Raw genomic sequence first — 14,106 nt, 5'->3', positions numbered from 1 at the left:
ATCAGGCGTGGTTGGCGAGGAAGGTCAGCAGCGCTTCATTGACGAAGTCCGGGTTCTCGCGGCTGGAGATATGCCCGGCGTCGGGAATCAGGCTCAGGCCGCAGCCGATCAGGCTGGCCATCTGCTCGGACTCGGCGGGTGGGCGAGGCGTGTCCTGTTCGCCGCACAGCACCAGGGTGGTGTCGGCGTCCAGGCGTGACAACTGCTCCAGCACATCTGCGCGGCTGAAGATCAGCCGACCCAGGGGCACGATGCTGTCCAGCAGGCGCGCCGTGGGGTAGCCCTGCAAGACTTTGCGGAAATCCTGGTACAGCGCCGATGCGCGGTCGATACCCGGGCGGAAAAAGATCGGCGCGACCACATCCAGCAGCGGCTCGGGGATGGCGCCGGCGTCTTCGATCATCTTGAACAGCGAAAAGTAGTGCTGGCGCGTGGCCTCGGGTTCGGCGCCGAGGTAGGTGTCCATCAGCACCAGGCTGTTGACCCGCTCGGGTGCCAGCAGGGCCAGGCGTGCGCCCCACATGCCGCCGACTGACAAACCCACCAGATTGACCTGGGCAATCTGCAATTGGTCGAGCAGTGCCAGGGCCTGGCGCGCCAGGTCGTCCAGGGAGCGCGTGTGCGCCGGCAGCGGCCCGGACTCGCCGTGGCCCCACAGTTCGGGGACGATCACGCGGTATTGCTGCGACAGCGCTTCGATCTGCGGTGCCCACATGTCGCGGTCCCACAGGTAACTCGAACCCAGCAGGACGACCGGGCCGCGGCCCTGGTCAACATAGTGCAGCGGTTGTCCATCAATCACGGCGACAGGCATAGCGGGCCTCTAACTTCACGGAGTGAGGGGGACTTTTGTACGCGAGTCGGCGGCGAGGGGATAGATGCTAAATGATGGCATGTGGCGAGGAGCGCTCGCCACATGGGGTGGGGGAGGTCAGTCGTAGATGACTTTTTTCTTCCATTCGGCATCGGTGTCGGCGACTTTCAGGCCTTCGGTCAGTTCGTTGACTTCATCTTCCGCCGGTTTGCTGTTGGTCAGCACCGTGGAGTTGGCGCGCGCCAATTGACTCTCCAGCAATTGCAGTTGCTCTCTGTAGATCGCCGGCTCAGGCTGTTTGCGCAGGTACTGCACGCCGCGCTCGAAGGCCAGGCGCGCCTGGCCCGGCTGGTTCTGTTGCAGGGCATGCTGGCCAAGGTTGTTGAAGAACTCGATGTGCAGCAGGACCAGGATGTGGCGAATCTCCCTGATCCAGTGCTTGGCTTCATTGGCCGGCAGGAAACCGTCCTGGGCGGCGCGGGTGACCTGACCGTGCAGGGCTTCGAGCAGGAAGCGCACGTCCTTGGCCTTGGCTTCGGTCTGGATCGGGCCGGGCGGGTTGTTGACCGGGATCGATTCGCCCTGGGCCACCAGCGCATTCAGTTCGGCGATCCGCGCCTTGAGCGGTGCGCTGGACTTGTTGAGGTGCAACAAGCGCTGGTTGACGTTGAGTTCCAGGCGGGTCAGCAGCAGCTTGAGTGCCGGAGTCATCAACTGGCCGGGGAAGGTCTCGGTGATTTCACCACAGCGACGCAGCCGGTCATTAAGCTCGATCACGGTGCGTTGCTTTTCCAGTTTGTTGTTTTCCACCACATGGTTCATATAGCCAATGGCGATCAGTATTGCGATCCCGGCTATTACCAGCAGGGTGATCATGAGTGGTGTCACCGGTGCGACCTCTTTATAGGGTTTGCTGTGGAGTGTAGTGACTGAGACATCTGCCGGATAGGACTGTTCGACCAGTTGCCCAGGTAGTTTCTTCTATATACGTAAGCATTCCCTGCGTAGATGCACAATGCCATCAGTTGCTGAGCGAACTATAGCGTCTTGTCGGGCGCCAGAATATAGGCGTCAAGGCGCGGACGCGCAGAATGCCCGCACGGGCCTGGAAAGGGGGGCGAAGTCATTGATTTAAATAAATTTATCCTGGGGGGTTGACGACCTTTCAATCCATCCATAGAATGCGCGCCACTTGCAGCGTAAAGCACACAGCGAAACGCGGCAGGGAGTGAATGTTGTACGTGTGTCCCCTTCGTCTAGTGGCCTAGGACACCGCCCTTTCACGGCGGTAACAGGGGTTCGAGTCCCCTAGGGGACGCCAATGCGGGAATAGCTCAGTTGGTAGAGCACGACCTTGCCAAGGTCGGGGTCGCGAGTTCGAGTCTCGTTTCCCGCTCCATTTTTAAGCAGTGTTGCCTTCGGGCGGCATTGAGTGAAACCAGGACCAAGTCTTCGGACGAGGCCTCTGGGCACTGAAATACACACCATGTGTTTCAGTAGCGTGTCCCCTTCGTCTAGTGGCCTAGGACACCGCCCTTTCACGGCGGTAACAGGGGTTCGAGTCCCCTAGGGGACGCCATTTGCGGGAATAGCTCAGTTGGTAGAGCACGACCTTGCCAAGGTCGGGGTCGCGAGTTCGAGTCTCGTTTCCCGCTCCAATTTTTGATTTGCAGTGTCCATCGGGCCTGGGAGTCAGCGAAAAAAAGACGCTTCGGCGTCTTTTTTCGTTTCTGCGATAAATCAAATATTGCATCTGCTGTGGGTGGCTTGAGCGCTTCGGGCTATCCGACACACCTCAACCGCGCCTGCACAAAAAACAATGCCCTCCATAGAGGAGGGCATCGGTTTGAGGTTGGCTGCATCAATCCCGTCAGCTAGCGTCCATGCCGTTCAATCGGACACGAGCGTGTGCGCGCAGCGTTCGGGCTTGATGGAAACGGCCTAGAGCTTTTTCGCCATGTCACGCAGCATGAACTTCTGGATTTTGCCTGTCGACGTCTTCGGCAACTGTGTGAACACCACCGTGCGTGGCACCTTGAAGCCCGCCAGGTGTTCGCGACAGAAGCTGATGATGTCGGCTTCGCGGACGTTCTGGTGGTCGGCCTTGAGGGTGACGAAGGCGCACGGCGTTTCACCCCATTTTTCATCGGGGCGGGCGACGACCGCGGCTTCGAGGATTGCCGGGTGGCGGTACAGTACGCCTTCGAGTTCGATGGTGGAGATGTTCTCGCCGCCGGAGATGATGATGTCCTTGAGCCGGTCGCGGATTTCGACGTAGCCGTCAGGATGGGTCACCGCCAGGTCGCCGGTGTGGAACCAGCCGCCTTCGAACGCTTCGGCGGTTGCCGTCGGGTTCTTCAGATAGCCTTTCATCACCGTGTTGCCCCGCATGAAAATCTCACCGATGGTGTGGCCATCATGGGGGGTGGGTTCGAGGGTTTTCGGGTCGGCAACCATCACGCCTTCCAGGGTCGGGTAGCGCACACCCTGGCGCGCCTTGATCTGGGCGCGTTCTTCCAGGGGCAACTCATCCCATTCCGAGTGCCAGGCGCACAGGGTCACCGGGCCGTACACTTCGGTCAGGCCGTAGACGTGGATCACCTTGATGCCCATTTCTTCCACGGCGCCGATCACCTTGGCGGGTGGCGCCGCGCCGGCGACCATCGCGTTCACCGGGTGGTCGATGGCAGCCTTGGCCGAGTCGGGCATGTTCACCAGGGCGTTGAGCACGATTGGCGCGCCACACAAGTGGGTGACCTGATGCTCGCGGATCAGGTTGAGGATTCTCTGTGGGTCGACGCGGCGCAGAAACACATGGACCCCGGCCAAGGCCGTGATGATCCACGGGTAGCACCAACCGTTGCAGTGGAACATCGGCAGCGTCCACAGGTACACCGGGTGGTTGCCGATCGCCCAGATCATTTGGTTGCCCAGGGAGTTCAGATAGGCCCCGCGGTGGTGGTAGACCACACCCTTGGGGTTGCCGGTCGTGCCCGAGGTGTAGTTCAGCGAGATGGCTTGCCATTCGTCTGCAGGCCACTGCCAGGCGAAATCCGGATCGCCCTCTGCGAGAAACGCCTCGTAGTCCAGGTCGCTGACCGGCTGGCCTTCGCCGTATTCCGGGTCGTCGACGTCGATGACCAGCGGCGGATGGTCAAGCATGCCGATGGCCGCGTGCACCACATCGTGGAACTCACGGTCGGCGATCAGTACCTTGGCTTCGCCATGCGCGAGCATAAAGGCGATGGCCTCGGCATCCAGGCGCACGTTGAGGGCATTGAGTACCGCGCCAATCATCGGCACGCCAAAATGCGCTTCGAGCATGGCCGGGATGTTGGGCAGCATGACGGCCACGGTGTCGTTTTTGCCGATCCCGCGACCGGCCAGGGCCGAGGCCAGGCGCCGGCAACGGCTGTAGGTTTGCGCCCAGGTGGCGCGTATCGATCCGTGGATCACGGCAGGGTAATCGGGATAAACGCTGGCAGTGCGTTCAATGAAGCTTAAAGGCGAAAGAGCAATGTGATTAACGCTGGTCGGCTCGAGGCCTTGGTCGAAAATGGACATGGTGCGGATACCCGGTGGCTGATTATTAGCTCTATTGTTCGAGACGCTGGTAACGGCAGTTAAGCTGACGGTGCCGGCCTTGAGGCTTTATCGTTGGCACGCCGGTCCCTGCGGGAAAAGCTCAATGACTTCTCCGGCGGCTTTTATATACTGTCCGCGCAGATATATGGAAGTACTACCTGTGTTGTATAGTATATGTACTATATCTTGATGAAACGCTTCCGCTGACCTCGACGTTCCCCTCCCTGTATAGGTTCCATGATGATCGGCAACTCCGTGCGCTTGACAGGCGGTTCGCCGCTGCTCAGGCATGACCCGCAGCCGAGTCTGCTGCTCGATGCCCAGGCTCGGCCGCTGGAGTTCAACGCCGCGCTGCTGGCGTTGCTTGAGCAGTTGTCCCTGGTCGATTGTATGAACCTGTTGCCGATCAATTGCTTGCCGCTGGTGCAGGCGTGCCTGGGGCAACAGCGGGCGATCGAAAACGTCGAGGCACAGTTCGCCGAGCGCATTCTGGTGTGGACGTTCATTCCCGACCCGGGTGAAAACCGCGTGCTGGCGCGCTGCCGGGAAGCCAGCGCGCAGATTGTCGCCGAGCGCGAATCCACCAAGGCGCGGCGCCTGTATCGGTTGATCATCGAAAACACCACCGACCTGATTTCCCGGCACACCCCGGATGGCGCTTTTCTCGACGCTTCACCGGCTTCCTGGGCCTTGCTGGGCTATTGGCCGGGGGAATTGCGCGGGACTCGGGCACAGCGCCTGTTCCATCGGCAGGGCTTGGCGGGGTTGGTGCGGCGCGCCCGGGAGGGCCTGGAGCAGGACGGTTATTACACCATGACCTATCGCATCCGCCATCGCCAGGGCCATTACCTGTGGTTCGAAACCGCCTGCCGGGCGATCCGCGAGACCTACACCGGCACGGTGGTGGAGGTGGTCAGCGTATCCCGCGACATCACTGCCAGGGTCCAGGCCGAGGAAACCACCCTGACCGAACGCGAGCTGCGCGAGGCCCAGCAACGCCATCATCAGGACGAACTGGCGCACACCGCGCGCGTGGTGACCCTGGGTGAACTGGCATCGGGTATCGCCCATGAAATGAATCAGCCGCTGGCGGCGGTGGTCAATTACGCCAACGCCAGCCAGCGTTATCTGGCCGCGATGGGCAGCGATTCGCCGGCGGCCGAACGGGTGGCTCAAGGCCTGGAACGGATCTCGGTGCATGCCAATCACGCCGCGCAAGTGATCAAGCGCTTGCGTGCGTTTCTGCGCAAGGGGCGCCGCCGCATGGAGGCGCTGAACCCCGGCGAGGTCGCCCGCGAAGCGGTGCGCCTGTGTGCCTGGGAGGCCAGCGATTGTCAGGTGACGATCGAGGATCGCCTGCCGGATAATCTGCCGCTGATTTACGCCGATCGGGTGTTGCTGGAACAGGTGCTGCTGAACCTGCTGCGCAATGCCATCGAGGCGAATCGCGAAGCCCATCCCGGCCAGCCCTCGCTCATCGTCATGAGTGCCTTGGCGCAGCGTGACGGGTGGGTGCAGATCGACGTGAGCGATCAGGGCCCCGGTGTCTCGCCGGCGCAGTTGGAACAGATATTCACGCCGTTCTATACCAGCAAGGCCAATGGCCTGGGCCTGGGCTTGTCCATGAGCCGCAGCATTATCGAAGGCTTCGGTGGCGAGTTGCAGGCCGAACCGATGCCGGTCGGGCTGCAAATGTGCTGCCGCTTGCCCACGCTCGCGCAGAGCGGCGCTCCACAATAAGAAGAGGAATCAAGCGATGGTGAGCGTGACGGAACAGGTGGTGTATGTGGTGGATGACGACCAGGGGATGCTCGACTCGACCGTCTGGTTGCTCGAATCGGTGGGCCTCAAGGCGCTGCCGTTTACCAGTGGCCGCGAGTTTCTCGACGCCTGCGACAGCCGCCTCAACGCCTGTGTGCTGCTGGATGTACGCATGCCGGGCATGGGCGGCCTGAATGTGCAGGAGCACATGCGCAGCCGTGATTTGCACCTGCCGGTGATTTTCGTCAGCGGCCACGCCGATGTGCCGATTGTGGTCCGCGCGTTCAAGGCCGGGGCGCATGACTTTATCGAGAAGCCCTACAACGAACAGTTGCTGCTGGACAGTGTCCTGCAGGCCCTGAGCAAGGCTGATCATCGCCAGAGCCTCGGTGAAGGGCCGGCGCGGGTACAGGCGCGGCTGCAGCAACTCACGCCACGCGAGCGCGATGTATTGCTGCCGTTGGTGCAGGGTTATACCAACCGCGAAATCGCCGAGCAGTTGGGCGTCAGCGTCAAGACCATCGATCTGTATCGCGCGCGGGTCATGAAGCGCATGGCGGCCAGCCATTTGCCGGAGCTGGTGGGGATGGCGATTGCCGCCGGCCTGGTGGACCCCCTGCAATTGCGCTGATAGGCCTCAGGCCACGGCAATCTGCAGGCTCGGCCGGTCGCTGGCCCTTGTTGCCAGCACGCGCTCGATGGCGCCGGTCAGCAGGTTTTCCAGTAACTCGGTGCGTTCGGCATCATCCAGCGCCTGCCCGGCCAACCAGCTCGGCGCATTGTTCAGCAGCGTGGCGATCGCGTGGCCGGCCGCTTGCAGGGCGTGGACACTCAGCCGCCGCGGTCGCCCGAGCATTTGCAGCAGTCGGTGCTCGTATTGTTCGCGCAACTGCCGGACCCGTAGCTGCTGGTCTTCCGTGAGGCAGCCGCAATCACGCTCCACCAGGCGGAAGTGCCATGGCATCTCTCGATGCAAATTCAGGTGGGCGTGGATCAGCCGTTGCAGGTTGTCCTGGCGTGAGCGCGGCCGTTGCTCGACGCGCCCCAGGGTGGTCAGCAGTTCTTCGTAGAACTCTTCGATCCAATCCAGCAGCAGGTGCTGCTTGCTGGGGTAGTGGTGGTACAGCGAGCCCGGGGTCAACCCCAGGCTGCTGGCCAGCTCGCGCATGCCGACTTGACCGAAGCCTTTACTGGCGAGCAACTCCAGGGCCTTGTTGCGGTGTTCGCACAAGCGCGAGCGATACTCAGCCATAGGTATGGAAGCCGCGCCCGGTCTTGCGCCCCAGGTAACCGGCGGCCACCATTTCCTTGAGCAGCGGCGCGCTGCGGTATTTGCTGTCCTGGAAGCCCTCGTAGAACGCTTCGAGGATCGCCAGCAAGGTGTCCAGGCCGATCAGGTCGGCCAGGGCCAGCGGGCCGATCGGCTGGTTGCAGCCCAGGCACATGCCGGCGTCGATGTCTTCGGCGCTGGCCAGGCCTTCCTGGAACACCAGGATCGCTTCGTTGATCATCGGCACCAGAATCCGGTTGACCACGAAACCCGGGCGGTTGCCGGCGGTGATCGCAGTCTTGCCCAGGTGCTGCGCCAGCTCGATGGCCTGGGCGTGGGTCGTGTCGCTGGTCTGCAGGCCACGGATCACTTCGATCAGGCCCATCACCGGCACCGGGTTGAAAAAATGCAGGCCGATAAAGCGCTCGGGGGCGTTAACGCCGGCCGCCAGTTCGGTGATGGACAGCGAAGACGTATTGGAGGCAATCACGCATTGCTCATCGACATGAGCGGCGATCTGTTGCAGCACGCGCCGCTTCAGTTCGAGGTTTTCCGTGGCGGCCTCGATGACCCATTGGGCATTCGCCAGGCTGGCGTAGTCGGTACTGGTGCGGATCTTGCCCAGCGCCGTATGCTTCTGGGGTTCGCTGAGGATGCCCTTGCTGACTTGGCGATCGAGGTTCTTGCCCACGGTGGCCAGGGCTTTTTCCAGGGCGCCGGCGGAGATGTCCAGCAAGGTCACGTTGATGCCGGCCACGGCGCAGATCTGGGCGATGCCGTTACCCATGGTGCCCGCGCCGATCACGCCGATATTCTGCAGATTCATCGTCAGTCTCTCTTCAATTGTGCGCTGCCGTCGCACGGCAGACATGCCTTGCAATACGGTCCATTGGGCGAGAGTCTAGGGCCCGACAATGTGGCGGCCTATGCCGAAACCTGTCAGTTGTATTGGCGTTTCTTACCATGTGTCCGCTACAGGAACTCAGAATGATGCCCACCCGGGAAAAGGATTCGGTTGCCGTCTACTTCGTGCAGGTCATGATCCATGCACTGCGCGATCAGCCCGAGCGGCTCGCCGCGGTGCTGTGCGAAGCGGGCATCGCGCCGGCGTTGCTGACCCAGCCCGAGGCCCGGGTGCCGGCCAGCGCGTTTGCGGCGTTATGGCTGATTCAGATCCGTGAGTTGAACGACGAGTTCTTCCGCCTGGACTCCCACGGCATGCCGCCGGGCAGTTTCGCCCTGATCTGCCGTGGCCTGATCCAGGAGCCGAACCTGGGCAAGGCGCTCACCCAGTGCCTGGCCAGTTTCGCCCTGTTCCTGCGCGACTTTCGCGGCAGCCTCAGCGTGCATGGCAAGCGCGCGGTACTCAGCCTGGAAGTTGGCGGCGGCGATGAGGACACCCGGCGTTACGGTGAGGAAACCTTCCTGGTACTGATGATCAGCCTGCTGTGCTGGCTGGGCGGACGCCGCGTGCCCATCGATCGCGCCGACTTTCGCCATGTGCGTGCGCCGCTCAGCGACGATCAATTGCTGTGGGGCTACAACCTGACGTTTGGCGCGGCCCGCACCGAAATCGAGTTCGCCAGCAGCTACCTGCGTCTGGCCGTGGTGCAGGACCTGGCGTCGCTCAAGGTGTTTCTGCGCAGCGCGCCGCAATGGCTGGTGATCCGCTTTCGCAACCAGGACGGCATGGCGACCCAGGTCTACCAACGCCTGCGTGGCAGCCACTACAGCCAGTGGCCGGCGCTGGAGGATCTGGCCGTGGATTTGCACATGAGCCCCAGCACCTTGCGCCGCCGATTGGAGCGCGAAGGTTGCTCGTTTCAGGAGATCAAGGACGAAGTGCGCCGCAGCCTGGCGCTGGAACTGCTCTGCCAGACGCGCGCCAGCATCGGTGAAATCGCCGCGCAATGCGGTTTTCAGGAACCCAGCGCATTCCATCGCGCGTTCAAGAAGTGGACCGGCGAAAGCCCGGGGCGTTACCGCGAGCGGGTCCAGGGCAAAGTGTCGCGGCCTGCGCGCCTGGACGCCTGAGTCATTTTCGGTTGAGCGCCGCGTCGCGGTAAGTCCTGGGTAACTCGCCGGTCCATTGGCGAAAGGCCCGGGTGAACGCCGAAGGGTCCGAGAACCCCAGCTGTTGCGAGGTCTGGTTGATCGACATCGACGTCTGGCTCAAGTAATGAATGGCCATGTCGCGGCGTACCCCGTCCTTGAGTTTCTGGAACTTGCTGCCTTCGGCCAGCAGCTTGCGCCGCAGCGTTCTTTCCGTCAGGTGCAGCTCACTGGCGGTGCTCTGGATGGTGGCCTTGGCGAGATCGCTGACGTTCTCCAGGTGGTCCAGCACCCGTCGCGTGTAAACCGGGTAATAGGCGGGGCGGGTGAACCAGTCCACCGGTGCGCGCTGCAGGTGGTAGGCCAGGGTTTCCGCGGTTTGTACCAGCGGCGCGGTGAGCATCCGGGCGTCGAACACCAGGCAGGTCTCAGGTTGGTCAAAATGCGTGGGGCACGGAAACATCAAGCGGTATTCCGCTGAATGGGCAGGCTCGGGATGGTCGAACGTCACCCGCTTGAGCGTGATCCGCTGGCCGATCAGCCAACTGGGGAAACGATGCCAGAGCAAGAGTAAAAACCCCCTCAACAGGTAACCGGGGTCCAGGCTCGGGTCGCTCAAGGCCATGGAAAACATGGCCTCATCACCGACGACTTTCAGCTCCAGGTGCAGGGAGTCGTTCATCACGTTGTAGAAATGGCTGAGCTTGTAATACACCGAATGCAGGTTGTGCGAATGGATCACTTGCTTGGCCATTATCGCGAAGCAGCCCTTCGGGCAGCGCTGTGAACCTGCGCCGAAAAACTCATCATCACTCAAGCGCCACACGGCCTGCATCAAGCGACTGAACTGGTCGGGGGTGATGCGCAGGTGCAGGTTGTCCAGGCGCTTGCGGCTGATGCCGGCTTCCTTGAGCAATACCTCTTCGTCCAGCGCGAGGCGGCGCGCAGCCGTCATCAGGATGTGGGCGAAGTACATGGAGATGGAATAACGCTCGATGCCCATCGTTCAGGAGTCCGGCAGCAGGGGAGGTTAGTTTAGCCAAAAGTGACTGTCCGTTTATGTCTGTTTTTCGACTGATTTGGTAATTGCCACGCGGGGCTGGATCGGAGGAAGCTGAATAGAGCTTTGCGCTGCTGGCTTCGTCCCTGCTTGCTACCGACCCGGGTTTTTAAGGTAATGGCCGTTTTGGTCAATTACCCGGCATGGGGTCGCGGGCGAAGGGTGTAGCGGCCTGTCTAACGAGTGAATGAGGAAAGTAACAATGAGTGGTTATGCCCATCCGTACCGCGACACCGAATTCGTGCTGGAGGAACTGGTCGGATTTGAGCAGTTGTGCGCGAGCGCCCAGCTTCAGGATGTCAACAGCGAGTTGGTCAGCGCCATCTTGAGCGAGGCAGGCCGCTTGGGCTCCGGCGTGCTGGCGCCGCTCAACCGGGTCGGTGATACCCAAGGTACGCACCTGGGGGAACAGGGTGTGCAAGAGGCACCGGGTTTTGCCGAGGCATATCGGCAATTCCAGGAAGGCGGCTGGCCCTCGTTGACCGCTGCGGAGCAACACGGCGGGCAGAACCTGCCGAACGTGATCGGCACGGCCGTCAATGAGATCTGGCACTCAGCCAATATGGCGTTCGCCTTGTGCCCCATGTTGACCCAAGGCGCCATCGAAGCCATCGCCCATCACGGCTCGGCCGAACTGCAAGGCGCCTACCTGGAAAAACTGGTGAGCGGCGAGTGGACCGGGACGATGAACCTGACCGAGCCGGATGCCGGCTCCGATCTGGCGGCCATCAAGAGCCGCGCCGTGCCCCAGGGCGACCACTACCTGATCACCGGGCAGAAGATTTTCATCACCTGGGGCGATCACCAGATGACCGACAACGTCGTGCATTTGGTCCTGGCACGCTTGCCGGATGCGCCGGCGGGCGTCAAAGGCATTTCGCTGTTCGTGGTGCCCAAGTTCCTGCTCGATGCCCAGGGCCAGCCGGGTGTGCGCAACCGCGTGCAGTGCATCTCCCTGGAACACAAACTGGGCATTCATGGCAGCCCGACCTGCGTGATGAATTTCGGCGATCCCGAAGGGGCCGTCGGTTATCTGCTTGGCGAGCCGCACATGGGCCTGGCCTGCATGTTCACCATGATGAACCACGCCCGCCAGAGTGTCGGCCTGCAGGGGCTGTCGATTGCAGAGCGCGCTTACCAGCAGGCCCGTCAATACGCCAAGGACCGTCTGCAGGGCACGCGCAAGGATGGCAGCCGTTTCTCGATCATCCACTTTCCCGATGTGCGCCGGATGCTGTTGCAGATGAAAGCGTCCATCGAAGCGATGCGCGCGTTGTCGCTGGTGGCCGCCGCCGAAGTCGACCGTGCCGCGCATGCGCCCACGCCGGAGCTGGCGCGCCATCACCAGGGGCGGGTCGATGTGTTCACCCCGATCGTCAAAGGCTGGCTGACCGAACTGGCCCAGGAGGTCACCTCCCTCGGCGTGCAAATCCACGGCGGCATGGGCTTCATCGAAGAGACCGGCGCGGCGCAGCATTATCGCGATGCGCGCATCCTGACCATTTATGAAGGCACCACCGGCATTCAGGCGCTCGACCTGGTGGGGCGCAAGACCCTGCTGAACCAAGGCGCGTTACTGAACAGCCTGCTCGAGGAAATGGATGAAACCGTCGAGCAACTGCGTCACATCGATGCCCTCGACTATCAGGCCGTGGCACTGGCCGCTGCGCTCGGCGCCGGGCGCGAGGCCTTGTCGCGGTTACTCGACAACGCCAAGCACGATGCGGATTGGGCCGGCAGTGTCAGCGTCAACTTCCTGATGCTCTTCGGCTACCTGTCGGGCGGCTGGCTCATGGCGCGTTCTGCTGTGCAGGCGCATGCGCAGTTGGAAGCCGGCACGGGCGATGCGGCCTTCCTCAAGGCCAAGGGCGTCAGCGCACGCTTCTACGCGGAGCAATTGTTGCCGCGGGTACACGCATTGTTGGCGGCGGTCAGCGCTGGGAGCGCGAGCATCATGGCGTTGGATGAAGAACAGTTCTGACAGCGCGTTGGTTTTTGTGCCTAACTTTTTTGAGGTTCACCCCATGCATCACCAGCGCATCCGCCTGGATTCCTTGCACGAAAAAATCATGAGCGCGGCGCAGGCCGCCGCGTTCATTCAAGACGGCATGACCGTGGGCATGAGTGGTTTCGGTGGCGCAGGGGACGCCAAGGCCGTGCCGCTGGCGCTCATCGAACGAGCGCGGCAGGATCCGCTCAAGATCAACCTGATCACCGGCGCGAGCCTCGGTCGTGGCCTGGACGGGCAGATGGCCGAGGCCGGGCTGCTGGCGCGGCGCATGCCGTTTCAAGGCGACCCGGTGCTGCGCAAGGCGATCAACGAAGGCCGTGTGGTGTTTATCGACCAGCACCTGAGCGAAGTGGTCGAACAACTGCGTGACGGCAGCCTGCCCAATCCGGATATTGCGGTGATTGAAGCGGTGGCGATCACTGAGCAGGGCCATATCGTGCCGACGTCTTCGGTCGGCAATTCGGCCAGTTTCGCCCAGACGGCACGGCAGGTCATCGTTGAGCTGAACCTGGCCAGCAGCCCCTATTTCGAAGGGATGCATGATATTTTCCTGCCCCACGGGCGCCCTGGCCGCGGGCCGATTCCGGTCATCCGCGCGGATGATCGCATCGGCACCCAGGCCATCGAAATTGACCCTGCCAAGATCGTCGCCATCGTGCTCTGCGACACGCCGGAATCTGCGATTCCGATGCTGCCGCCCGATCATGAGACCCAGGCGATTGCCGACCATCTGGTGGCTTTTTTCGAGCAGGAAGTGGAGCACAAACGCTTGGGCAGAAGCCTGGCGCCGTTGCAAGTCGGCGTCGGCTCCATTGCCAACGCCGTCATGTGCGGGCTGATCGATGCGCCGTTCACCGACCTGGTGCAGTACTCGGAGGTGTTGCAGGATTCGACCTTCGAATTGCTCGACGCGGGCAAGCTGAAGTTTGCCTCCGGCTGTTCGATTACCTTGTCCGGCCCCTGCGGCCAGCGGGTGTTCGGCAACCTGGGAAAATACGCCGACCGCCTGGTGTTGCGGCCCCAGGAAATCTCCAATCACCCGGAAGTGATTCGACGCTTAGGTGTGATTGCCATCAACACCGCGCTGGAGTTTGACCTGTACGGAAACGTCAATTCCACCCACGTTTGTGGCACGCAGATCATGAATGGCATCGGCGGTTCGGGAGATTTCGCCCGCAACGCGCTGCTGTCGATTTTCGTGACCAAGTCGATCGCCAAGGACGGTGCGATTTCCCGCGTGGTGCCGATGGTCAGCCATGTCGACCACACCGAGCATGACGTCGATATCCTGGTGACTGAGCAAGGGCTGGCCGACCTGCGCGGCCTGGCGCCGAAAGAACGGGCCGAGTTGATCATCAACCACTGCGTGCATCCGGATTATCGCGAGGCGTTGCGCAGCTACTTCAAGGCCGCGTGCGCCAAAGGTGGGCATACGCCGCATGTGTTGAGCAAGGCCTTGAGCTGGCACATCAACCTGCAGGAAACCGGTTCGATGCAGGCGGCCGCCGTCGGCGTCTAGGGTGTCTGCGCCAACTGAAACAAGCCCGCCATTG

The 14,106-nt window shown here is 62.0% G+C and carries 11 protein-coding genes and 4 tRNA genes; 9 read left to right on the top strand and 6 right to left on the bottom strand.

Going from position 1 to position 14,106, the window contains the following annotated elements; all coding sequences use genetic code 11:
* Position 1: 1 nt before the first annotated feature.
* Positions 2 to 814, bottom strand: a complete 813-nt coding sequence (locus ACP7E3_RS22930; protein WP_017846801.1) for an alpha/beta fold hydrolase — start codon at positions 812 to 814, stop codon at positions 2 to 4.
* 117 nt (positions 815 to 931) lie between these two features.
* On the bottom strand, positions 932 to 1,702 hold the full coding sequence (locus ACP7E3_RS22925; RefSeq protein ID WP_046384177.1) for a hypothetical protein: 771 nt from the start codon (positions 1,700 to 1,702) through the stop codon (positions 932 to 934).
* A gap of 357 nt (positions 1,703 to 2,059) precedes the next feature.
* On the opposite strand from ACP7E3_RS22925, the gene ACP7E3_RS22920 reads away from it, so the two are divergent.
* The 4 genes from ACP7E3_RS22920 (at position 2,060) to ACP7E3_RS22905 (ending at position 2,472) form a co-directional block, all read left to right on the top strand.
* Positions 2,060 to 2,135 (top strand) — tRNA-Glu (locus ACP7E3_RS22920).
* A gap of 2 nt (positions 2,136 to 2,137) precedes the next feature.
* Positions 2,138 to 2,213 (top strand) — tRNA-Gly (locus ACP7E3_RS22915).
* A gap of 104 nt (positions 2,214 to 2,317) precedes the next feature.
* Positions 2,318 to 2,393: transfer RNA gene (locus tag ACP7E3_RS22910), tRNA-Glu, on the top strand.
* 3 nt (positions 2,394 to 2,396) lie between these two features.
* Positions 2,397 to 2,472 (top strand) — tRNA-Gly (locus ACP7E3_RS22905).
* Between the two features lie 283 nt (positions 2,473 to 2,755).
* Here ACP7E3_RS22905 and ACP7E3_RS22900 read toward each other — a convergent pair.
* Entirely contained in the window at positions 2,756 to 4,378 is a 1,623-nt protein-coding gene (locus tag ACP7E3_RS22900; RefSeq protein ID WP_017846813.1) for an acyl-CoA synthetase, read from the bottom strand.
* A gap of 261 nt (positions 4,379 to 4,639) precedes the next feature.
* On the opposite strand from ACP7E3_RS22900, the gene ACP7E3_RS22895 reads away from it, so the two are divergent.
* Positions 4,640 to 6,139 (top strand): PAS domain-containing sensor histidine kinase, encoded by a 1,500-nt coding sequence (locus ACP7E3_RS22895; protein ID WP_128192195.1) that lies wholly within the window; start codon positions 4,640 to 4,642, stop codon positions 6,137 to 6,139.
* Positions 6,140 to 6,155: 16 nt separating this feature from the next.
* Positions 6,156 to 6,791: a response regulator transcription factor gene (locus ACP7E3_RS22890; protein ID WP_017846815.1), complete on the top strand. Its 636-nt coding sequence runs from the start codon at positions 6,156 to 6,158 to the stop codon at positions 6,789 to 6,791.
* 6 nt (positions 6,792 to 6,797) lie between these two features.
* Here ACP7E3_RS22890 and ACP7E3_RS22885 read toward each other — a convergent pair whose 3' ends face one another.
* Together ACP7E3_RS22885 and ACP7E3_RS22880 are read right to left on the bottom strand one after the other, a co-directional pair.
* Positions 6,798 to 7,412 (bottom strand): TetR/AcrR family transcriptional regulator, encoded by a 615-nt coding sequence (locus ACP7E3_RS22885; protein ID WP_126587881.1) that lies wholly within the window; start codon positions 7,410 to 7,412, stop codon positions 6,798 to 6,800.
* The gene (locus ACP7E3_RS22880; RefSeq protein ID WP_017846817.1) at positions 7,405 to 8,256 is read right to left on the bottom strand and encodes a 3-hydroxybutyryl-CoA dehydrogenase; all 852 of its coding nucleotides are present in this window, start codon (positions 8,254 to 8,256) and stop codon (positions 7,405 to 7,407) included. Before ACP7E3_RS22880 ends, ACP7E3_RS22885 begins: the two co-directional genes overlap by 8 nt.
* 161 nt (positions 8,257 to 8,417) lie before the next feature.
* On the opposite strand from ACP7E3_RS22880, the gene ACP7E3_RS22875 reads away from it, so the two are divergent.
* Positions 8,418 to 9,464, top strand: a complete 1,047-nt coding sequence (locus ACP7E3_RS22875) for an AraC family transcriptional regulator (protein WP_046384175.1) — start codon at positions 8,418 to 8,420, stop codon at positions 9,462 to 9,464.
* Position 9,465: 1 nt separating this feature from the next.
* Here ACP7E3_RS22875 and ACP7E3_RS22870 read toward each other — a convergent pair whose 3' ends face one another.
* Positions 9,466 to 10,485 carry an AraC family transcriptional regulator gene (locus tag ACP7E3_RS22870; protein WP_046384174.1) on the bottom strand — a complete coding sequence of 340 codons (1,020 nt, stop codon included), beginning with the start codon at positions 10,483 to 10,485 and terminating at the stop codon, positions 9,466 to 9,468.
* 259 nt (positions 10,486 to 10,744) lie between these two features.
* On the opposite strand from ACP7E3_RS22870, the gene ACP7E3_RS22865 reads away from it, so the two are divergent.
* Positions 10,745 to 12,523 carry an acyl-CoA dehydrogenase gene (locus ACP7E3_RS22865; protein ID WP_046384173.1) on the top strand — a complete coding sequence of 593 codons (1,779 nt, stop codon included), beginning with the start codon at positions 10,745 to 10,747 and terminating at the stop codon, positions 12,521 to 12,523.
* A 43-nt stretch (positions 12,524 to 12,566) separates the two neighbouring features.
* Positions 12,567 to 14,072, top strand: a complete 1,506-nt coding sequence (locus ACP7E3_RS22860; protein WP_046384172.1) for an acetyl-CoA hydrolase/transferase family protein — start codon at positions 12,567 to 12,569, stop codon at positions 14,070 to 14,072.
* Positions 14,073 to 14,106: the final 34 nt, after the last annotated feature.

The organism is Pseudomonas sp. PSPC2-3, from assembly GCF_049898265.1.
In the GTDB taxonomy this organism is placed as follows: domain Bacteria; phylum Pseudomonadota; class Gammaproteobacteria; order Pseudomonadales; family Pseudomonadaceae; genus Aquipseudomonas; species Aquipseudomonas veronii.
The sequence above is the reverse complement of the archived record's forward strand: the minus strand, read 5'-3'. Positions and strand labels throughout refer to the sequence as shown.

Bases quoted from the DNA above. Each gene is read 5' to 3' on its own strand.
- ACP7E3_RS22930 (WP_017846801.1), bottom strand. From the start codon at position 814: ATGCCTGTCGCCGTGATTGATGGACAACCGCTGCACTATGTTGACCAG.
- ACP7E3_RS22900 (WP_017846813.1), bottom strand. From the start codon at position 4,378: ATGTCCATTTTCGACCAAGGCCTCGAGCCGACCAGCGTTAATCACATT.
- ACP7E3_RS22895 (WP_128192195.1), top strand. From the start codon at position 4,640: ATGATCGGCAACTCCGTGCGCTTGACAGGCGGTTCGCCGCTGCTCAGG.
- ACP7E3_RS22890 (WP_017846815.1), top strand. From the start codon at position 6,156: ATGGTGAGCGTGACGGAACAGGTGGTGTATGTGGTGGATGACGACCAG.
- ACP7E3_RS22885 (WP_126587881.1), bottom strand. From the start codon at position 7,412: ATGGCTGAGTATCGCTCGCGCTTGTGCGAACACCGCAACAAGGCCCTG.
- ACP7E3_RS22880 (WP_017846817.1), bottom strand. From the start codon at position 8,256: ATGAATCTGCAGAATATCGGCGTGATCGGCGCGGGCACCATGGGTAAC.
- ACP7E3_RS22875 (WP_046384175.1), top strand. From the start codon at position 8,418: ATGATGCCCACCCGGGAAAAGGATTCGGTTGCCGTCTACTTCGTGCAG.
- ACP7E3_RS22870 (WP_046384174.1), bottom strand. From the start codon at position 10,485: ATGGGCATCGAGCGTTATTCCATCTCCATGTACTTCGCCCACATCCTG.
- ACP7E3_RS22865 (WP_046384173.1), top strand. From the start codon at position 10,745: ATGAGTGGTTATGCCCATCCGTACCGCGACACCGAATTCGTGCTGGAG.
- ACP7E3_RS22860 (WP_046384172.1), top strand. From the start codon at position 12,567: ATGCATCACCAGCGCATCCGCCTGGATTCCTTGCACGAAAAAATCATG.